Here is an 18,009-nt window from a genome sequence, read left to right as displayed (position 1 = left end):
ATGGCAGAAATGGCGAAAAAAGGCAAGGAGGACGCCGCCAAGGCGCCCGCTATAGAGGCGAAAGCATTTCAATTCTTAAAAGACTACCTCAACACCCCTTCCCCCACGGGTTTCGAAAGCAAGGGACAACAACGCTGGCTCGACTACATCAAACCCTATATCGATGAGCATATCGTCGACCCCTACGGAAGTGTCGTCGGGATCATCAATCCAAAGGCCTCCTTTAAGGTCGTCCTGGAGGCCCACGCCGACGAGATCAGTTGGTTTGTCAACTATATCACCGACAGCGGTCTGATCTACCTCAAACGCAATGGCGGCGTCGATAACCAGATCGCCCCCTCCATGCGCGTCCTCATCCACGGGGACAAGGGGCCCGTCAAGGCTGTCTTTGGCTGGCCGGCTATCCACACCCGTAACGCGGATGCCAAAGACGTCACGCCCAAGGTCGAAAACCTTTTCCTCGACTGCGGCGCCCGAAGCAAAAAAGAAGTGGAAGAGCTCGGCATCCGTATCGGTTGCGTCGCCACCTACGAAGAAGGTTTTGATGAGCTGGCCCATGGCTCGCTGATCGCCCGCGCCTTTGACAACCGCATCGGTGGTTTTATGATTGCCGAAGTGGCACGCATGCTTTCCGAGCGCAAGAAAAAACTCCCGATAGGCCTTTATTTTGTTAACGCCGTCCAGGAAGAAATCGGTCTCCGCGGGGCGGAAATGATCGCCCGCCGTCTGAAACCCGACGTGGCCATCGTCACCGACGTGACCCACGATACGACCACCCCGATGATCAACAAGAACATCGAAGGAGACGTCGCCAACGGCAAGGGCCCCGCGCTGACCTTTGGACCCGCCGTCCACAACAAGCTCCTGGACCTTGTCCGGAAGGTGGCGGCCGACGGCGACATCCCCGTCCAGCTCCGGACCGTCTCCCGCAGCACCGGTACCGATACCGATGCCTTTGCCTATTCCGGGGAAGGCACACCCTCGGTACTCATCTCCATTCCCCTGCGCTATATGCACACCACCGTGGAGATGGTCCACACCAATGACATCCTCAATACCATCCGGCTGATGTACGACACCGTACTGGCATTGACGCCGGACATGAACCTTAAATACCTGTAACTATGATCCGAAACGACTGGAGCATTGAAGAGATAAAAGCCATATACGACACGCCCCTGCTGGAGCTGGTCTACCGGGCCGCCACGGTCCACCGCCAGTACAACGAGACCGCCGAAGTGCAGGTCTGCACGTTGCTGTCCATCAAAACCGGCGGTTGCCCCGAAGACTGCGCCTATTGCCCCCAGGCCGCCCGTTATCATACCGGCGTCAAAAACCACGGCCTGATGCAGACCGAAGAAGTCCTCGCCGCCGCCACCAAGGCCCGCGACGCCGGCTCCACGCGTTTTTGCATGGGCGCCGCCTGGCGCGAAGTCCGCGACAACCGCGACTTCGACCGCGTGCTGGACATGGTTCGCTCGGTCAACGACATGGGCATGGAGGTCTGCTGCACCCTCGGCATGCTGACCCCCGAGCAGGCCAAAAAGCTCGCCGACGCCGGTCTCTACGCCTACAACCACAACCTGGACACCTCCCCCGAATACTACGGTGAAATCATTTCCACCCGGACGTATGAAGACCGCCTCCAAACCCTCGACAACGTCCGCAAGGCCGGTGTCAGCGTTTGCTGCGGAGGCATCGTCGGTCTCGGCGAAACCCACGAAGACCGGATCGGTATGCTCCACACGCTCTCCACGCTGCCCGAGCACCCCGAATCCGTTCCCATCAACGCCCTGGTCCGGATCAAGGGTACCCCCCTCGAAAACAACCCCAAGGTCGACATCTGGGACATGGTGCGCATGATCGCCACCGCGCGTATCCTCATGCCCGCCGCCATGGTTCGTCTCAGCGCTGGCCGCGCGGAAATGTCCGTTGCCGAGCAGGCCTGGTGTTTCATGGCCGGAGCCAACTCCATCTTTACCGGGGAGAAGCTGTTGACGACGCCCAATCCGGGATTGGACGAGGACAATGCGATGTTTCAATTGCTCGGGTTGCACCCGCGTGAGGCGTTTAAGGCAGGGCCTGCCGGCGCGACCGCGGCCGCCGGGGAGCCCGCCAAATCCGTCCTTACACATTAAACCAGTAATTTAATATACGCGTGATGAAGGCAATTTTCCGAGTCGTACTCGCAATAGGTATCCTATGCAATGCAGCGTACGCTCAAAACAATGCGGCGTCCGGCCAGGCCGGCAATCTGCCGGTGCCCAACCTGCAGAACAACTATGAAGGCCGCCAGGGCGGCTGGTGGTTCTCCTGGGGATACAACAAGGAATGGTACACCCACAGCGATATCCACATCAAACAACCGTCCCTCGGCAACGACTACGTCTTCAAAAGCGTTTTCGCCGAAGACAAACCCGGGTGGAATAACGAGCTCTTTCACAGTGCCTTTACCATCCCCCAATACAACTACCGCATCGGCCACTGGTTCAAGGACAACTGGGGTATCGAACTCAACTTCGACCACACCAAGTACCAGGTCGCGCAGATGCAGGCCCTCCACGTCGTGGGCACCCAGAACGGCCACCACGTCGACCAATACATGCTCAACGACAGCATCCTGGTCTACCAGTTGAACAACGGTGCCAATTTCTTCCTGTTCAACCTCGTCCACCGCGTCCAGATCCCTAAGCTCAACTACCCGAACTTCAACACGTCTTTTATTTGGAAAGCCGGCGTCGGATTCATGGTTCCCCACGTCCAGAACACCCTTTACGGCAAGGACAATGACCCGCACTTCCAGTTCGGCGGCCTGGACGCCGGCTTCGAAGCCGCGATGCGGTTTACCTTTTACAAATTCATTTACCTGGAATATACCAACAAGGTCGTCTACACCAACTACTGGGGGCTGAAGGTCTATGACGGGACGGCGCGGCAGTCGTTCGGGACGTATGAGATGATTCTTAACCTGGGGTTGTCGCTGCAACTGGGGCATCCGGAGAAGAAAAAGAAAGCGTAAAACGCTCCAGCGTATAAATAGAAAAGGCCCTCGCGGGCCTTTTTTTATTTGCTTGCGTTACTTACTTTTTCAGCTTGTCCTTCACCCTCTTTACGAACTTCAGGTCTACGCCGGCGACGTCGGCGATTTGTTCGTCGGTGAGGTGGAGTTTGGAGAGGAGGTTCGTGACGAATGCTGCCTTTGCTTCTTCGAGGCCTTCCGCATGACCTTCCGCACGGCCAACTGCGAGACCTTCCGCATGGCCTTGGGCCAAGCCCTTCGCGCGACCTTCTTCCAGGCCCTGCTCCTTTAACATCTCAATGACACCCATAGGATTTTTTTTACCGGTGATCGACTCAAGTTGTTTACCAAATGTACGATATGTTCGTGGCTCTTCAAACTGCACGCAGCTCTCCAGAAAAGCCGAAATAACCAATTTTTTTCGCTGGGATAACTTTTTGGCCTCCAGTGCCTCGAACAACCACGCATGCTGCGTGACCAATTCCCGGTCGGTGATCTTGCCCTTCAAAAGTGCAGTCCTGGCGGCCAATACAACGATGGCGAAGGGGTTAGCGCTGCATTTTAGCGTGTCTTCATCTGTTTCCCAGATATCGAACACGTTATAATTGTACATTAACTCCGTCCCCAGACACTCGTCGTAATACTGGGATACCACCTTCGTTGCGCTTCCCATAAAAATGGCCAAAGCGGTGACAGGCTGACCGTATCTGTCCCTGATACGATAATAATACCTAAACATCCTTTCAGGAAAGTTTTTCTCACGATACCCTTGCAACTCGATATGCACAAGTATCGACTCCTCTTCCATTAAGGACTTTACCCGCACCAGTTTGTCCACGAATTTCGGCGCCAGGTTCGCATCCGACGAAGGGAACAAATCCTGGAGCTCCTTGTCCAGGAATTCAAAGGTCGTCTGCCGGTCTATCATCCCCCTCGCTTTTGGGTAGAAGAACTGCAGGAATTCCGGAAACAGGTCCTCGATGAGGCCCTTCCAGAGCGTGTCATCTTTCTTCATATTCATTTGTTGATTGATCATACAACAAACATAAAAAGAGTTTTTGACAATTAAAAAACAGCCATTTACACGTTAAAAATTTTTATTACTTCATACTTTTATATGTTTCTACATGTTTCTAAAAAGGGGCAAAAACAGCAAAAATTTTTACAATAAAATGACAAAGGCCGCCCGAAGGCAGCCTCAAAAAACGCACAAAATCCCCGATTTATCCTTCTATGAAGAAGCGGACCGCCAACTCATACCCCCGCAGTCCCAACCCCATGATGGTCCCCCGCGCCTTCGCGGAGACATGAGAAATTTTGCGGAAGTCCTCCCGCGCATGCACATTGGAAATATGCACCTCCACCACGGGCGTGGTGATAGAAGCAATAGCATCCCCGATCGCGACAGAGGTATGGGTATACCCCCCGGGGTTGAGGATGATGCCGTCGTAGTCGAACCCGACGCGCTGCAGTTCGCTTACGAGCTCCCCTTCCACGTTGCTTTGGAAATAGCTGAATTCCACGGAAGGGAACAGCTTGTGCAGGTCCGGGAAATAGGCCTCGAAGGACTGGTTCCCGTAGACGCCGGGTTCCCGTTTGCCGAGGAGGTTCAGGTTGGGACCGTTGATGATGGCGATACGCGCGGGATGGTTCATGGCCTCATCATTTGGAGGAAGTCGTCAAAAAGATAGCGGCTGTCGTGCGGACCGGGGGTGGCTTCGGGGTGGTATTGGACGGAGAACGCCGGTTTGCCCTTGACCCGGATGCCTTCGATGGAGTCGTCGTTGAGGTTAACGTGGGTGATCTCTACCCGGTCGGAAGCGCGAACCGCCTCGGGGTCCACACCAAACCCATGGTTCTGGGTGGTGATCTCGCAACGCCCGGTCTGGAGGTTTTTGACGGGGTGATTCAGACCTCGGTGACCGTGGTGCATCTTGAAGGTGGGGATGTCGTTGGCCAGCGCCAGGAGCTGGTGGCCGAGACAGATGCCAAACAGCGGTTTATCGGTCTTGAGGATATCCTTGATGGTGCGCACGGCGTAGTCCATGGGCGCGGGGTCGCCGGGGCCGTTGGACAAAAAATAGCCGTGCGGTTTGAACTTTTCGAGCTCTTCCAGCGACGTTTTGGCCGGGTGCACCCGTACATAAGCACCGCGCTGCGCCATGCATTCGAGGATGTTGTGTTTAACCCCGAAGTCGAGGACGGAGATCCGGATGGCCGCCTGCGGGTCGCCGACGTGATAGACTTCCTTGGTGGATACGGTGGAGGCCAGTTCCAGGCCGTCCATGGAGGGCACCTTCTTCAGTTCTTCTTTGAGTTTCGCCACGTCCAGGATCTCGGAGGAGATGATGCAGTTCATCGCGCCCTTGGTACGTACGTGCGCCACCAGGGCGCGGGTGTCGACGTCTTCTATGGATACGATCCCCTCTTTTTCCAGGTATTCCTGGAGGGAGCCGACCGCCTGGATCCGCGAAAAACGGGGTTCGAGGTTGCGGCCGATGAGGCCCTTGATCTTGATCCCGGTGCTTTCCACATCACTGTCTTTGACCCCGTAGTTACCAACATGCACGGTATTCATGATGATGATCTGGCCATAGTAGCTGGGATCGGTAAAGACCTCCTGGTAGCCGGTCATACCGGTGTTGAAACAGATCTCACCGGTCGTGGTGCCGATCTTACCAAAAGCTGTACCGTGAAATACCAGCCCGTCTTCGAGCATCAGAATAGCGGGTTTTGTCGGGGTCATATTCGGGGGAAAATTTTGCAAAATTACTAAAAGCGGACCACAGGTCCGCTGCCCGAAGGGCCATAATAAGAGTTTTTTTCGCGGCGCGGGCTACGTTGCCCCGCAGGGGCCCGCGCCGCGAAAAAAAAGGCGGGGTGAATAACCCCCGCCTTTATGAAAATTTTATCAACATGATGATTACTCAGCCGTCTTTTCTTCGGCGGCGGGTGCCTCGGGTGCAGCGTCAGCAGCAGCGGCTTTCTTCTTGCCACCACCTGCGCGACGGGTGCGCTTGGCGGGTTCCTTGGCTTCGCCCTTTCCTTTACCGTAGATTTCGTTGAAGTCGACCAGCTCGATCATGGCCAGTTCGGCGTTGTCACCGACGCGGGTACCCAGCTTGATGATGCGGGTATAGCCCCCGGGACGGGCAGCGATCTTGGGGCTGATCACATCGAACAGCTCGGCCACTGCTTGCTTATCCTGCAAGTAAGAGAAAACGATCCTCCGCTGGTGGGTGGTGTTTTCCTTGGACTTGGTGATGAGGGGCTCGACGAAGGTCCTCAGGGACTTCGCTTTGGCGTGGGTGGTAACGATCCGCTTGTGCGTGATCAGCTGGGAGGCCAGGTTGTTCAGCAGGGCCTTCCGGTGGGACTGGGTACGACCCAGGTTGTTGATTTTGTCTCCGTGACGCATGGCTTATATGGTTTTAACCCTCACACCGTGCCAGGAATTGCGAGGGGTGGGCACCGGCCAGCCCGTTAGGGCCGCGGCGCGCCGGTTATCAAAAATCATCGTTGATCCCGAGCTTCGCGAGGTCCATCCCGAAATGCAAGCCGCGCTCGTGGAGCACCTGCTCGATTTCGGCCAGGGACTTCTGACCGAAGTTGCGGAACTTCATGAGGTCTTCCTGTTCGTACTGGACCAGCTCGCTGAGGGAGTTGATCTTGGCAGCCTTCAGACAGTTGAAGGCGCGGACGGACAGGTCGAGGTCTTCCAGCGGGGTCTTCAGCACCTTGCGCAGTTGCAGGGTCTGTTCGTCCACGAGGTCTTCCTTCTTTTCCTCCTTATTATCGAACGTAATGTTCTCGTCGGTGATGATCATTAGGTGCTGGATCAGGATCCGGGAAGCCTGTTTCACCGCCTCTTCGGGGTGAATGGTGCCGTCCGTAGCCACTTCCATGACGAGTTTCTCGTAGTCGGTGCGCTGTTCCACGCGGGTATTTTCGATCGCGTACTTCACGTTCTTGATGGGCGTGAAGATGGAGTCGATGGGAATATATCCGAAGGGGGCGTCCTTCACTTTGTTTTCATCGGCCGGTACATAGCCGCGGCCTTTGGCGATATTGATCTCGATGTCGATCTTGGCGGACGAATCCATGGTGCAGATCAACTGACCCGGGTTCATCACCTCGAAGCTCTGGGTGGCTTCGCCGATCATGGCGGCGGTGAATTCCGTCTTGTTCTTGAGGCTAAGGGTCACCTTCTCGGTGCCTACCTCGTGGTCCACCTTCTTCTTGAAGCGTACCTGCTTCAGGTTCAGGATGATTTCGGTCACATCCTCTGTAACGCCCTTGAGCGTCGCAAATTCGTGATCGGCACCTTCGATCTTGATGCCCACGATAGCGTAACCTTCAAGCGAGTTCAGCAACACCCTGCGCAGGGCATTGCCTATAGTTACACCGTAGCCCGGTTCCAGGGGACGGAACTCGAATTGCGCTTCAAAATCCGTAGCTTTTTGAAGAACGATCTTATCGGGCTTTACGAAGTTTAGAATGGCCATGTATGGTGTCCTTTTTTTATTTAATGCAAAAATAACAAAAAACACGGCACCCACCGAGGGCGCCGCGTTCAGGCTTATTTGGAGTACAATTCCACGATCAGTTGCTCGCGGATGTTTTCCGGAACGCTTTCCCTTTCAGGGTAAGCGACAAAGGTCCCCTTCAGCTCGCCTTCGTTCCAGTCCAGCCAGTTGATCTTGGGGTTTTTCCCCTTGACCTGGCCCATCAGGGCCTCGCTGTCGGCGGTACGCTGGGTGATGCTGATGATGTCCCCGGGTGTCAGCTGGTAGCTGGGTACGTTGACCACGTGGCCGTTCACCGTGATGTGCTTGTGGCTCACCAACTGGCGGGCGGCGGGACGGGAAGCGGCCAGGCCCAGGCGGTATACGGTATTGTCCAGGCGGGCTTCCAGCAGCTTGATCAGGTTTTCACCTGTGGCCCCCTTGCGGCGGGCGGCTTCCTGGAAGGTACCGCGGAACTGCCGTTCCAGGACCCCGTAGGTGTATTTAGCCTTTTGCTTTTCCCTGAGCTGCAGGGCGTATTCTCCGAGCGTTTTGCGCTTGCGGGTCATGCCGTGCTGACCGGGAGGATTGCTGTTTTTACCCAGGTACTTACCGTTCCCCAGGATGGGTTCCCCGAAAATGCGGGAGATCTTTGTCTTTGGGCCAGTGTAACGAGCCATAGTCTTTAATCTGATTTTTTAGTGTCGGTCGCGCAATCAGTAAAAATCGTAAAAATCAATTGCGGACCCGGTGATTAAATAATGCAGGAAAATCCGAAGGCCCGGGGGCGCTTCGGATCGTCCGATATGTCTAATGTATTTTTATACACGACGTTTCTTGGGCGGACGGCAGCCGTTGTGCGGCAGCGGCGTGATGTCTTTGATCATCACGACTTCCAGACCGGAATTGGCGAGCGCCCTGATGGCACCTTCCCTACCGGCCCCGGGGCCTTTTACATATACGTCTACTTTACGCATCCCGGCGTCCAGGGCTACCTTGGCAGCATCCTGGGAAGCCGTCTGGGCAGCATACGGGGTGTTCTTTTTAGACCCCTTGAAGCCCATCTTACCGGCGCTGCTCCAGGCGATCACCTGGCCTTGCTTGTTGGTAAGGCTGACGATAATGTTGTTAAAGCTGGCCGTAACGTGGGCATCCCCGTAGGAGTCCACCTTTACGATCCTTTTTTTGGCCGCGGCCTTCGCGTTGTTCTGATTCGATGCTTTTGCCATGAAATCCTAAAAGGTAATCATTTAAAAATCAACCGGTTTCCCGGCCCTTTTTACCCTCCCCGGCAACTGCCCCGGATCCGGCGTATAAAAGGTTGTCATGCAGCTGCTGCTACCCAAGTCCTACTTCTTCGGTGCCTTCTTCTTACCGGCAACGGTCCGGCGCTTGCCCTTACGGGTGCGGGAGTTCGTCCTGGTACGTTGTCCGCGGACAGGCAGCCCTTTCCTGTGACGAAGCCCACGGTAGCAGGCAATATCCAACAGACGCTTGATGTTCATTTGAACTTCGGAGCGCAGCTGACCTTCTACCTTGAACTCGTTATTGATGATATTACGGATAGCAGCCTGATCCTCGTCGTTCCACTGGTTCACCTTCTTGTCGTAGCTGATCCCCGCCTTATCCAGGATATACTGGGCCGTAGAACGGCCGATCCCATAAATATAGGTCAGGCCAATCTCGCCTCTTTTGTTCTTGGGTAAATCAATACCGGCTATACGAGCCATATTCGAATTTTAAAAATTTTACGAGTTTAGCCCTGGCGTTGCTTGAACCGGGGGTTCTTTTTGTTGATTACATACAACCGGCCCTTGCGACGGACGATCTTACAGTCGGCGCTCCTTTTTTTGATGGCGGCTCTTACTTTCATGACGTTTTAGTTTTTATACCTGAAATTGATCCGTCCCCTGCTCAGGTCATAAGGGCTGATCTCGACGCCGACGCGGTCCCCCGGTAGAATCCGGATGTAGTGCATCCGCATTTTCCCAGATATGGTAGCCAGAATTTCGTGCCCATTTTCCAACCTTACCCTGAACATGGCGTTCGATAAGGCCTCGATAATGATGCCGTCTTGCTTGATCAATCCTTGTTTTGACATACAGATTTTGGGAGCGCAAAGATAGCATTAATTATAGGAAAATACGAATCTATGAACATATTTTTATTCCGCCCCCGGCTGCAGGGCGCCAGGGCCCTATTCTGCCCAGCTCATCGTATAGCTCGGATCCTCGATTTCAAGGGCGGTTTTTGTCAGTTTTAACGGGTGAAACGTGTCCACCATGACCGCAAGCTCCTTTGTTTCCCGGGCCCCAATGCTCTTTTCCACCGCCCCCGGGTGTGGTCCGTGCGGTATCCCCCCCGGGTGTAGGGTGATCTGCCCGCGGGTCACGTTTTTCCGGCTCATAAAGTCCCCATCCACATAATATAACAATTCATCACTATCTATATTACTATGATTATAAGGAGCCGGGATCGACTGCGGGTGGTAATCAAATAACCGGGGCACAAACGAACAGATCACAAAATTCCTGGCCTCAAAGGTCAGGTGAACAGGCGGCGGCTGGTGAACCCGGCCCGTAATCGGTTCAAAATCATGGATCGAGAACGCAAACGGGTAGCAACAACCGTCCCAGCCTACCACGTCGAAGGGATGGTGGCCGTAGTGAAAGGTATACAACTGCCCCTGTTTTTTGATCAGCATCAGGAAGTCCCCTTTTTCGTCATGGGTCTCCAGGTTTTGGGGGGCCCTGATGTCCCTTTCGCAATAGGGGCTGTGCTCCAGGAGCTGCCCGTAAGGGCTCAGGTACTTTTTGGGGTAACGGACCGGGCTAAACGACTCCACGATAAAAAGCCGGTTTTTCTGGTCTGCGAATTGGATCTGGTAGATCGTCCCCCGGGGGATCACCAGGTAGTCCCCGTACCCGAAGGACAGCGCGCCGTAGGGGGTCTTGAGCACGCCGGTCCCCTCATGGACAAAAATCACTTCGTCGGCGTCGGCGTTCTTGAAGTAATAGTCTCCGGTTCCTCCTTCGGGGGCCGCAAGCACCACGTGTACATCGTTGTTGACCAGGACCGCCTTCCGGGAAGACAGGTAATCCTTCTCCGGGGCTATTTTAAAGCCCTGAAAGCTCCGGTGTTTGAGCATTTTCTCCTCCGCTATCACCGGGGCAACGTTATGAGGCGTCCCCACCTGAATTATATCCGTGGGTGGATAGACATGGTAAAGCAACGAATAGTCGGAGGAAAAACCTTCCGTGGAAAAAAGCTGTTCTGCGTACAACCCGCCGTCCGGTTTACGGAACTGGGTATGACGCTTGTGGGGGATTTGCCCCAGCGTATGATAGGATGGCATGGCAAAGCAATTTTTTGTTTGAGGGGAAAAAAAGCGCCCGCAAGCGGCGCGATTCGGGCCGTGCCTATGGCGTCAACCGCCACACGGGCGTCGGCGGCGCACCTCCAGGTGCGGGCCGCACGGATGACGCCGCCGCGTCAACGGCGGATAGCTCCCCGCCGGTCCGCGGCGAGCGACAACAGCAGGAAGTAGTACTTCCAATGCCGTTTGTCGATCCAATAGGTGAAGTTTCTATGGAATGGCATAACCTAGTGTAAATATACCGAAATTGCCCGGGTATGACAAGGATAGGCCTGCTTTCGGACACCCATGGATACCTGGACCCCGCGGTGTTTACCCACTTCAAGGACTGCGACGAAGTCTGGCACGCCGGGGACTTCGGCCCGGCCGCCGTGGCGGAGGCGCTGGCCGCGTGGAAACCCCTGAGGGGCGTCTACGGCAACATCGACGCCTACGATATCCGGAGCCGTTACCCCGAACGGCTGGTCTGGACCTGCGAAGACCTGAAGGTCTTCATGGTCCATATCGGCGGTTACCCGGGACGGTATGCCCCGGGGGTAAAGGCCGATGTACAACGCGAAAAGCCGGGGCTTTTTATCAGCGGGCACTCGCATATCCTGAAGATCATGCCTGACAAGGCCCTGAACCTCCTGCATATCAACCCCGGTGCCGCGGGCAACCATGGCTGGCACAAGGTGCGGACGCTGGTGCGGTTTACGGTTGACGGGGCCCGGCTCACCGATTGTCAGGTGATCGAGCTGGGCGGACGTAGCGGACCGTTAAGCTCCGGGGAATAAGGGCCGCCCGATCGCTACCCTCCAGGGCCAGGGAATCGTAAAGTAAAGGACGACCAGCGCCACCAGGAGCAGCCAAAACACCTTGGCGCCAAGCCCCGCACGTTGGGTGCCTTTCTTCACGGTGCTATAGGCGATGGTGATAAGGGTAATGGCGACGACCATGCCGAAGGGGTGTTCGATCCAGAAGAAACGGTAAAACTTGTCCTTCATCAGCTCCGTGCCAGCGGGCAGGGAGGTGGTGATGAGGCCAAAGCGGCCGAACAGCCATTGGTATAACCCGACGAGCAGCGTCAGGTGGGCGGAAATGAGCATGATGAGGGCGCCCTTGCGTTCGCCGGCGGTAAAGGTGCGTTTGGCTTTCCAGGCGGACCAGGCTTTGGCCAGGACGTACAACAACGACAGCAGGATGACCCAACGGAGGATATTGTGCAGCCCCAACAATATAGTATCGAACATGGTGAAAATTTGGAGGCAAACGTACGGAAAATTAGCTTTGACGCATGAAGCAATTCCTTCTGTTTGGTCTTATCTGCCTGGCCGCTTGCCAATCCACGACAAGCAACGACGACCAGGCCCTTCAGAAACCACCCTATGCCGTCTGGACGGATAGCATCCGGCAGTTCCCCACCCACTCCAATTATTTCTTCGAAAGAGGAAAACTTTTTAGCCAGAACAACGACTCGGCCCACGCGGTCCGGGACCTGGAGAAGGCCCTGTCGATGGCGGACGAAGCGGACTATGCCCTCGTCCTGTCTTCTTTCTGGCTGGACCATGGGCAGCCGGATTCGGCCCGGGTCGTCCTGGGGCCCTCCCTGGCACGGTTTCCTTATAATCAACTCCTGAGGCGCAACCTCCTGATGTCGTTTTACGGGGAAGGACGTTTTGACGAGGCGATGAAAATAAACGACACGGCCCTGCGGTATGATTCGGCCAGCTCGGGGAACTGGTACAACCGCGCGATGGTGCAGGACGCCATGAAGGATTCCACGGCGGCCCTCCGGAGCCTGGAAACCGCCTACCGGCTGGACTCCGGCAATGCCACCATTGCGTACGAACTGGCCAACCGTTACGCCGACGCGGGCAATGCCACTGCCCTGTCGCTTTGCGACCGGATCATCCGGCGCGAATCCAAGGGTCAGCCAAAACCCGACCCCTTTGCCATTAAAGGCATCTATTACGCCAACACCGGTCATCCCGCTGAAGCGGTGGCTGCCTTCGACCGGGCGATCGCCGTCGACTATACCTTCCTGGATGCCTACCTGGAAAAGGGGATCCTTTTGTATAAACAACATAAGTATGCGGAGGCGCTGAAGGTGTTCGACCTGTCCACGTCGGTAGACAATACTTTTGCCGACGGTTATTATTGGACGGCCCGTTGCCAGCAACAGCTGGGGCAACTCAAGGACGCGCGGCTCAACTACGAGCGCGCCATTGCGTTTGACAAACATTTTACAGAAGCCCGGGAAGCGCTGGCCAAATTGGATCAGGCCGACCGAAAATGATTATCTTGCCCGTATGCACCTGGTAGCCCCCTCCCTCTTAGCCGCGGACTTCCTCCACCTGGAGGACGCGTGCCGCCTCGTCAATGAGAGCAAAGCCGATTGGTTCCACCTGGACGTTATGGACGGCCGTTTCGTCCCCAACATCAGCTACGGGATGTCGATCATCGAACAGATCCGTACGGTTGCCCAAAAGCCGTGCGACGTGCACCTGATGATCGAGGAGCCGGGGCGCTATGTTGCCGACTTTAAGGCCGCGGGGGCGGATCACATCACGGTGCACTGGGAGGCCTGCCCGCACCTGCACCGGAACATCCAGCAGATCAAATCCCTGGGGATCACGGCCGGGGTCGCCATCAACCCGGCGACGCCGGTGGATTTTCTGACCAGTATCCTTCCGGAGCTGGACCTCGTGCTGATCATGAGCGTCAATCCCGGGTTCGGAGGCCAAACCTTTATCTCCCACACTTTCCAGAAGATCCGCAAACTTCGCAAGATGATCCACGACCTGGGGCTTCATACGCACATCGAGGTCGACGGGGGTATTTCGGTGGAAAATGCCGGGCCCATCGTGCAGGCGGGAGCCGATGTATTGGTGGCGGGGTCCACAGTTTTTCACGCACCCGATCCGGTGGCGGCGATTGCGAAGTTGAAAAGCGTCTAAGACTCAATTCTTCACATCCTGTTAATAAGATTTATTTGGGATAAGCCTCTTGGATTTCTTAAATTTATAGGGAATGAACATCGCGGGGACACGCCAGGCGTGTCGGACGCTGTAAGTTAAAAGGAACCACGTGCAACGCCCTTTCGAAGCGAGCGGCCGTATCCAATTGGTGACCATAAATTGAACAATTTTGACGGAGACGATTATTAACCTTGAGAGCATTAACCCTATTGAGTTCTTCGGGGTCAACAACGGCAAATTAGACATACTAAAAAAGAAATTCCCCCTTCTAAAAATCCTTTCCAGAGGTACCCAAATCAAGCTAAGCGGTGCGCCGGAACAGATCGAAACCGCCCGGGAAAAAATAGACCTGCTGGTCCAGTACCTGGAGCGGAACGGACACCTGAGCGAAAACTATTTCGAGCAGATCCTGGGCGGGGACGACGCGGAAACCATCGACCATTTTAAGGACCGCAATCCCAATGACATCCTGGTCTTCGGGCCAAACGGCAAAACAGTCCGGGCCCGCACGGCAAACCAGAAAAGACTGGTGACGGCGGCGGACAAAAACGACATCCTCTTCGCGATCGGACCCGCGGGTACGGGTAAAACCTATACGGCGGTGGCCCTGGCGGTTCGTGCACTCAAGAACAAAGTGGTCAAAAAGATCATCCTGACGCGTCCGGCCGTGGAAGCGGGGGAAAGCCTTGGCTTTTTGCCGGGCGACCTGAAGGAAAAGATCGACCCTTACCTGAGGCCGTTATACGATGCCCTGGACGACATGATCCCCGCCGACAAACTGGGGTATTATATGAGCACCCGGGTGATCGAAATAGCGCCCCTGGCCTATATGCGGGGCCGGACCCTGGACAACGCCTTCATCATTCTGGACGAAGCGCAGAATGCCACCGACCTCCAGCTGAAGATGTTCCTGACGCGTATCGGGGCCAATGCCAAAGCCATCATTACCGGTGACCTTACCCAGATCGACCTTCCCAAGAACCAGAAAAGCGGTCTGGACAAGGCCGTCCGCATCCTCAAACACGTGGACGGTATCGCCCATATCGAGTTGGATGAGGAAGACGTCGTCCGCCACAAGCTGGTCAAGGCCATCATCAAGGCCTACGACAGGGAGCACCAGGCCGAACAGGTGAGGGTGGAAACCCACCGATAATTGGGGCATATACGCTATATTTGGGGCCATGCGGAAATACACTTATCTCCTGCTGGCCCTGGTCGCCGGTTTATGGAGCGCCTGTCATGCACCTTACGCAAAGCCGTCCGATCCCACCGAAGCGGGTCGTGATTTTATCAACGCCACGCTAAAGGCGGATTATGCGATCGCGGATGGCTATATCCTGCAGGACACGCTGAATCAAAGCACGTACCGCCGGTACAAGCAGCAGTATACAAGCCTGCCGGATGCCGAAAAGGACAGCTATGCAAAGGCTTCCCTGGTGATCTACTCGGTCGACAAGCCGTCCGACTCCACCGCCGTCATCGATTTCTCCAATACGTACAAAAACGAACGGAGTCGCGTCTTCCTGGTCCGCAAGGGAGGTGAATGGTGGGTAGATTTCGCCAAAATGTTTACGGACACCACGAGCGCGAAATGACCATCCTTGTTTTCACCGGCATCATCCTGTTGGGTGCCTTCGCGGCGGGTTTACTGGGCTCCCTGACCGGTTTGGGCGGGGGCGTGGTGATCATTCCACTGCTGACACTCGGCTTCGGAGTGGACATCCGGTACGCCATCGGGTCTTCGCTGGTGGCCGTCATCGCCACTTCTTCGGGGTCCGCCGTGGCTTATGTCAAAGAAGGTTTTTCCAACATCCGTTTGGGGATGTTCCTGGAGGTGGCCACCACTTCCGGCGCCATCCTGGGGGCCTTTCTGGCGATCTATGCGCCCACGCACCTGATCGCCATCACCTTTGGGGTAATCCTTGTCCTGACCACCGCATTGTCGCAAGTCAAGCGGCAGGACCTGCCGGACCCCACCGGGAGCGCCCTTGCCACCCGGCTGAAGCTCAACGGCACCTACCCGGAAAACGGCAGCCTGAAAGCGTATGGGGTCCACCGCGTCTACGGCGGGTTTGGGATGATGGCGGTCGCCGGCATGCTGAGCGGCCTGCTGGGCGTGGGTTCGGGTGCCCTAAAGGTCATCGCGATCGACAACATCATGCGTGTGCCCTTCAAGGTGTCGACGACCACCAGCAATTTTATGATCGGCGTGACCGCGGCCGCCAGCGCCGGGGTATACCTTTACCGGGGCTATATCGACCCCGGGATCTCGATGCCGGTGGTGCTGGGTGTATTGGGGGGTGCGTTTATCGGGTCCCGCCTGCTGGCCGGGGCACGACCGGCCTGGCTAAGGATCATCTTTACCGTGGTGGTCGTTTTCCTGGCCGTTGAAATGATTTATAACGGGGCAACCCATCGTATATGAGCGGCAAGAAGTGGGGCGATAAAGACATGCAACTGATCATCGGGAACCTCCTTCGCGGCGGGGTGCTCCTGTCCACGGGGATCGTGATCATCGGGGGCATCGTCTACCTGGCCCGGCACGGTCAGGAACTCCCGGAGTACGGGACCTTTCACGGACAGCCCCGGGAATTCCGGACCATCCCCGGTATAGCCCGGGGAGTTTGGGACGGCAAGGGAAGGGCGGTGATCCAAATGGGGATCCTCGTCCTGATCGCCACCCCCGTATTCCGCGTGGCCTTTTCCATCATCGGTTACCTGCTGGAAAAGGATTATTTGTACACCGCCATCACGCTCCTTGTGCTGGCCATCATTCTTTTTAGTATGCTGGGCGGTCTTGGCGCCTAGCGAAAACATATCATTGTATGCTGACAGTTCTACACCCCTGGCACGGGGCCCATTATGGGGACGATGCACCCGAAGTGATCAACGCCCTGATCGAGATCCCGCAAGGCTCCAGGGCTAAATACGAATTGGACAAGGAAACCGGTCTGCTCCGTCTGGACCGTGTGATCTATTCTTCGTTCCATTACCCCGCCAACTACGGCTTTATTCCCCAGACCTTAGGGGAGGACAAGGACCCGCTCGACGTGCTGGTTATTTGTTCCCTCCCCGTCCAACCCCTTTGTCTCATCGAAGCCAAGATCATGGGCGTCATGCAGATGATCGACGGCGGGGACGCGGACGACAAGATCATTGCGATCGCCGCCAACGACCCTTCGGTGAACTACATCAATTCGCTGGACGAGATGCCCCGGCACTTCTTCAACGAGCTCCGGCACTTCTTTGAGGAGTATAAACACCTCGAAAACAAGACCGTGAAAGTGGAGGAGTTTCAGGACAAGACCGTCGCCATCCAGATCCTCAACGAGGCGATTGCGCGGTATAAGGAGGCGTACAAAAAGTAACGCTAGAACAGGCGCTTGATGATCCTCAGTTGGTGCGTGCGCTGACCTGTTTCGCCATTGACAATCCCCTGGCTGTCGATCCTGTCGACACGCACCTTCCCGGAGGCGTGGATGATCTCGTGTTCTCCCAGGAGGATGCCTACGTGGACGATGCGTCCTTCCTCGTTGTCAAAAAACGCGAGGTCACCCGTGTGCGCCTGTTGGAGAAAACCCACGGTTTCCCCCCGGCTCACCTGCTGGGAGGAGTCGCGGGGAAGGTCGATCCCGAAAAAGCGAAAGACGCCCTGGGTAAAACCGCTGCAGTCGATGCCAAAGACCGATCGTCCACCCCAGAGATAAGGGGTGTTGAGGTATAAAAAGGCCTGGTGCCGGATAGCCTTGGGCTCCGGCGCGTGGGACACCCACACCTGCCCTGAATACCGGAGCTCGTTTCGCCTCCAGGCGCCCCGGCCGTTATGGACAGCCGTAAGGCTGCTGCCCAGGGGGATGTGCATGGGGTGTCCGTTGTAAGTGAGCTCCGCGGCCCATTCGGCGCTGAGGTCGGCGTGTGCGTGCAGGTAGTCATCCATGTCGATCTCGGTGAGCTGGGGAAGCGTGCACCAGCCTTCGTACCCGTCATACAGGGTCACGATCCGGACCCAGCCGTCCCGGCCTGTCTCCAGTACTTTGCAGCGTTCCCCGAAAAGGAGCTGGCTGACCTGCTCGGAGCGATGCGCGGGTTCCGAACGGAGAGGACTGACGGGAACACAGCAAACCGCATAGACCATGGTAAAATGTATTG

24 protein-coding genes are annotated in these 18,009 nt (G+C 56.1%); 11 read left to right on the top strand and 13 right to left on the bottom strand.

All coding sequences use genetic code 11. The features are described from left to right. Positions 1-9 precede the first annotated feature (9 nt). From EDB95_RS09030 to EDB95_RS09020, 3 genes are read left to right on the top strand one after another with little or no spacing between them, the layout of a single operon-like run. Positions 10-1,122 carry a M42 family metallopeptidase gene (locus EDB95_RS09030; RefSeq protein ID WP_133992804.1) on the top strand — a complete coding sequence of 371 codons (1,113 nt, stop codon included), beginning with the start codon at positions 10-12 and terminating at the stop codon, positions 1,120-1,122. Positions 1,123-1,124: 2 nt separating this feature from the next. After that, on the top strand, positions 1,125-2,138 hold the full coding sequence (gene bioB / locus EDB95_RS09025) for a biotin synthase BioB (RefSeq protein ID WP_133992802.1): 1,014 nt from the start codon (positions 1,125-1,127) through the stop codon (positions 2,136-2,138). A 23-nt stretch (positions 2,139-2,161) separates the two neighbouring features. After that, positions 2,162-3,019 carry a hypothetical protein gene (locus EDB95_RS09020; protein ID WP_133992800.1) on the top strand — a complete coding sequence of 286 codons (858 nt, stop codon included), beginning with the start codon at positions 2,162-2,164 and terminating at the stop codon, positions 3,017-3,019. A 61-nt stretch (positions 3,020-3,080) separates the two neighbouring features. Here the strand turns inward: EDB95_RS09020 and EDB95_RS09015 are convergent, their stop codons facing one another. From EDB95_RS09015 to EDB95_RS08965, 11 genes are all read right to left on the bottom strand, one after another. Further along, positions 3,081-4,055, bottom strand: coding sequence for an RpnC/YadD family protein (locus tag EDB95_RS09015; RefSeq protein ID WP_133992798.1), 975 nt, complete (start codon positions 4,053-4,055; stop codon positions 3,081-3,083). 187 nt (positions 4,056-4,242) lie between these two features. After that, positions 4,243-4,674, bottom strand: a complete 432-nt coding sequence (aroQ, locus tag EDB95_RS09010) for a type II 3-dehydroquinate dehydratase (RefSeq protein WP_133992796.1) — start codon at positions 4,672-4,674, stop codon at positions 4,243-4,245. Continuing rightward, positions 4,671-5,765, bottom strand: a complete 1,095-nt coding sequence (carA, locus tag EDB95_RS09005; RefSeq protein ID WP_133992794.1) for a glutamine-hydrolyzing carbamoyl-phosphate synthase small subunit — start codon at positions 5,763-5,765, stop codon at positions 4,671-4,673. The genes aroQ and carA overlap by 4 nt, the downstream gene beginning before the upstream one ends. A 177-nt stretch (positions 5,766-5,942) precedes the next feature. Continuing rightward, positions 5,943-6,437 carry a 50S ribosomal protein L17 gene (gene rplQ, locus EDB95_RS09000; RefSeq protein ID WP_133992791.1) on the bottom strand — a complete coding sequence of 165 codons (495 nt, stop codon included), beginning with the start codon at positions 6,435-6,437 and terminating at the stop codon, positions 5,943-5,945. Between the two features lie 88 nt (positions 6,438-6,525). After that, positions 6,526-7,524, bottom strand: coding sequence for a DNA-directed RNA polymerase subunit alpha (locus EDB95_RS08995; protein ID WP_133992789.1), 999 nt, complete (start codon positions 7,522-7,524; stop codon positions 6,526-6,528). Positions 7,525-7,598: 74 nt separating this feature from the next. After that, positions 7,599-8,204: a 30S ribosomal protein S4 gene (gene rpsD, locus EDB95_RS08990; protein WP_133992787.1), complete on the bottom strand. Its 606-nt coding sequence runs from the start codon at positions 8,202-8,204 to the stop codon at positions 7,599-7,601. A gap of 141 nt (positions 8,205-8,345) precedes the next feature. After that, entirely contained in the window at positions 8,346-8,753 is a 408-nt protein-coding gene (gene rpsK, locus EDB95_RS08985) for a 30S ribosomal protein S11 (protein ID WP_133992785.1), read from the bottom strand. Positions 8,754-8,873: 120 nt separating this feature from the next. Further along, positions 8,874-9,254, bottom strand: a complete 381-nt coding sequence (rpsM, locus tag EDB95_RS08980) for a 30S ribosomal protein S13 (protein ID WP_133992783.1) — start codon at positions 9,252-9,254, stop codon at positions 8,874-8,876. Between the two features lie 26 nt (positions 9,255-9,280). Further along, complete coding sequence (ykgO, locus tag EDB95_RS08975; protein ID WP_133992781.1) at positions 9,281-9,397, bottom strand: type B 50S ribosomal protein L36; 117 nt, start codon at positions 9,395-9,397, stop codon at positions 9,281-9,283. A gap of 6 nt (positions 9,398-9,403) precedes the next feature. Further along, a complete protein-coding gene (gene infA, locus EDB95_RS08970; RefSeq protein ID WP_133992779.1) occupies positions 9,404-9,625 on the bottom strand; it encodes a translation initiation factor IF-1 in 222 nt (73 codons plus the stop codon). A 96-nt stretch (positions 9,626-9,721) separates the two neighbouring features. Then, on the bottom strand, positions 9,722-10,879 hold the full coding sequence (locus EDB95_RS08965) for a homogentisate 1,2-dioxygenase (protein WP_133992777.1): 1,158 nt from the start codon (positions 10,877-10,879) through the stop codon (positions 9,722-9,724). 278 nt (positions 10,880-11,157) lie between these two features. On the opposite strand from EDB95_RS08965, the gene EDB95_RS08960 reads away from it, so the two are divergent. Next, entirely contained in the window at positions 11,158-11,676 is a 519-nt protein-coding gene (locus tag EDB95_RS08960) for a metallophosphoesterase family protein (RefSeq protein WP_133992775.1), read from the top strand. Here EDB95_RS08960 and EDB95_RS08955 read toward each other — a convergent pair. Continuing rightward, positions 11,659-12,132, bottom strand: coding sequence for a hypothetical protein (locus EDB95_RS08955; RefSeq protein ID WP_133992773.1), 474 nt, complete (start codon positions 12,130-12,132; stop codon positions 11,659-11,661). The genes EDB95_RS08960 and EDB95_RS08955 overlap by 18 nt on opposite strands. A 44-nt stretch (positions 12,133-12,176) precedes the next feature. On the opposite strand from EDB95_RS08955, the gene EDB95_RS08950 reads away from it, so the two are divergent. The 7 genes from EDB95_RS08950 (at position 12,177) to EDB95_RS08920 (ending at position 17,228) form a co-directional block, all read left to right on the top strand. Next, positions 12,177-13,178 carry a tetratricopeptide repeat protein gene (locus EDB95_RS08950; protein ID WP_133992771.1) on the top strand — a complete coding sequence of 334 codons (1,002 nt, stop codon included), beginning with the start codon at positions 12,177-12,179 and terminating at the stop codon, positions 13,176-13,178. A gap of 13 nt (positions 13,179-13,191) precedes the next feature. After that, positions 13,192-13,839 (top strand): ribulose-phosphate 3-epimerase, encoded by a 648-nt coding sequence (gene rpe / locus EDB95_RS08945; RefSeq protein WP_133992769.1) that lies wholly within the window; start codon positions 13,192-13,194, stop codon positions 13,837-13,839. Between the two features lie 190 nt (positions 13,840-14,029). Next, positions 14,030-15,013: a PhoH family protein gene (locus EDB95_RS08940; RefSeq protein ID WP_133992767.1), complete on the top strand. Its 984-nt coding sequence runs from the start codon at positions 14,030-14,032 to the stop codon at positions 15,011-15,013. 28 nt (positions 15,014-15,041) lie between these two features. Beyond that, the gene (locus tag EDB95_RS08935; RefSeq protein ID WP_133992765.1) at positions 15,042-15,455 is read left to right on the top strand and encodes a hypothetical protein; all 414 of its coding nucleotides are present in this window, start codon (positions 15,042-15,044) and stop codon (positions 15,453-15,455) included. Then, positions 15,452-16,285: a sulfite exporter TauE/SafE family protein gene (locus tag EDB95_RS08930; protein WP_133992763.1), complete on the top strand. Its 834-nt coding sequence runs from the start codon at positions 15,452-15,454 to the stop codon at positions 16,283-16,285. The genes EDB95_RS08935 and EDB95_RS08930 overlap by 4 nt, the downstream gene beginning before the upstream one ends. Beyond that, positions 16,282-16,668 carry a DUF1634 domain-containing protein gene (locus EDB95_RS08925; RefSeq protein WP_133992761.1) on the top strand — a complete coding sequence of 129 codons (387 nt, stop codon included), beginning with the start codon at positions 16,282-16,284 and terminating at the stop codon, positions 16,666-16,668. The genes EDB95_RS08930 and EDB95_RS08925 overlap by 4 nt, the downstream gene beginning before the upstream one ends. Positions 16,669-16,685: 17 nt before the next feature. Beyond that, positions 16,686-17,228, top strand: a complete 543-nt coding sequence (locus EDB95_RS08920; protein ID WP_133992759.1) for an inorganic diphosphatase — start codon at positions 16,686-16,688, stop codon at positions 17,226-17,228. 2 nt (positions 17,229-17,230) lie between these two features. Here the strand turns inward: EDB95_RS08920 and EDB95_RS08915 are convergent, their stop codons facing one another. Next, positions 17,231-17,995, bottom strand: a complete 765-nt coding sequence (locus EDB95_RS08915) for a C40 family peptidase (RefSeq protein WP_133992757.1) — start codon at positions 17,993-17,995, stop codon at positions 17,231-17,233. Between the last annotated feature and the right edge of the window lie 14 nt (positions 17,996-18,009).

It is taken from the genome of Dinghuibacter silviterrae, assembly GCF_004366355.1.
GTDB classification, from domain to species: Bacteria; Bacteroidota; Bacteroidia; order Chitinophagales; family Chitinophagaceae; genus Dinghuibacter; species Dinghuibacter silviterrae.
The sequence above is the reverse complement of the archived record's forward strand: the minus strand, read 5'-3'. Positions and strand labels throughout refer to the sequence as shown.

Coding starts and splice junctions, on each gene's coding strand:
- EDB95_RS08960 (WP_133992775.1), top strand. CDS start 11,158: ATGACAAGGATAGGCCTGCTTTCGGACACCCATGGATACCTGGACCCC.
- carA (WP_133992794.1), bottom strand. CDS start 5,765: ATGACCCCGACAAAACCCGCTATTCTGATGCTCGAAGACGGGCTGGTA.
- EDB95_RS09020 (WP_133992800.1), top strand. CDS start 2,162: ATGAAGGCAATTTTCCGAGTCGTACTCGCAATAGGTATCCTATGCAAT.
- rpsM (WP_133992783.1), bottom strand. CDS start 9,254: ATGGCTCGTATAGCCGGTATTGATTTACCCAAGAACAAAAGAGGCGAG.
- ykgO (WP_133992781.1), bottom strand. CDS start 9,397: ATGAAAGTAAGAGCCGCCATCAAAAAAAGGAGCGCCGACTGTAAGATC.
- EDB95_RS09030 (WP_133992804.1), top strand. CDS start 10: ATGGCGAAAAAAGGCAAGGAGGACGCCGCCAAGGCGCCCGCTATAGAG.
- EDB95_RS08995 (WP_133992789.1), bottom strand. CDS start 7,524: ATGGCCATTCTAAACTTCGTAAAGCCCGATAAGATCGTTCTTCAAAAA.
- EDB95_RS08925 (WP_133992761.1), top strand. CDS start 16,282: ATGAGCGGCAAGAAGTGGGGCGATAAAGACATGCAACTGATCATCGGG.
- EDB95_RS08920 (WP_133992759.1), top strand. CDS start 16,686: ATGCTGACAGTTCTACACCCCTGGCACGGGGCCCATTATGGGGACGAT.
- EDB95_RS09015 (WP_133992798.1), bottom strand. CDS start 4,055: ATGATCAATCAACAAATGAATATGAAGAAAGATGACACGCTCTGGAAG.
- EDB95_RS08965 (WP_133992777.1), bottom strand. CDS start 10,879: ATGCCATCCTATCATACGCTGGGGCAAATCCCCCACAAGCGTCATACC.
- EDB95_RS08930 (WP_133992763.1), top strand. CDS start 15,452: ATGACCATCCTTGTTTTCACCGGCATCATCCTGTTGGGTGCCTTCGCG.
- EDB95_RS08915 (WP_133992757.1), bottom strand. CDS start 17,995: ATGGTCTATGCGGTTTGCTGTGTTCCCGTCAGTCCTCTCCGTTCGGAA.
- EDB95_RS08950 (WP_133992771.1), top strand. CDS start 12,177: ATGAAGCAATTCCTTCTGTTTGGTCTTATCTGCCTGGCCGCTTGCCAA.
- bioB (WP_133992802.1), top strand. CDS start 1,125: ATGATCCGAAACGACTGGAGCATTGAAGAGATAAAAGCCATATACGAC.
- aroQ (WP_133992796.1), bottom strand. CDS start 4,674: ATGAACCATCCCGCGCGTATCGCCATCATCAACGGTCCCAACCTGAAC.
- rpsK (WP_133992785.1), bottom strand. CDS start 8,753: ATGGCAAAAGCATCGAATCAGAACAACGCGAAGGCCGCGGCCAAAAAA.
- infA (WP_133992779.1), bottom strand. CDS start 9,625: ATGTCAAAACAAGGATTGATCAAGCAAGACGGCATCATTATCGAGGCC.
- rplQ (WP_133992791.1), bottom strand. CDS start 6,437: ATGCGTCACGGAGACAAAATCAACAACCTGGGTCGTACCCAGTCCCAC.
- rpsD (WP_133992787.1), bottom strand. CDS start 8,204: ATGGCTCGTTACACTGGCCCAAAGACAAAGATCTCCCGCATTTTCGGG.
- EDB95_RS08935 (WP_133992765.1), top strand. CDS start 15,042: ATGCGGAAATACACTTATCTCCTGCTGGCCCTGGTCGCCGGTTTATGG.
- rpe (WP_133992769.1), top strand. CDS start 13,192: ATGCACCTGGTAGCCCCCTCCCTCTTAGCCGCGGACTTCCTCCACCTG.
- EDB95_RS08955 (WP_133992773.1), bottom strand. CDS start 12,132: ATGTTCGATACTATATTGTTGGGGCTGCACAATATCCTCCGTTGGGTC.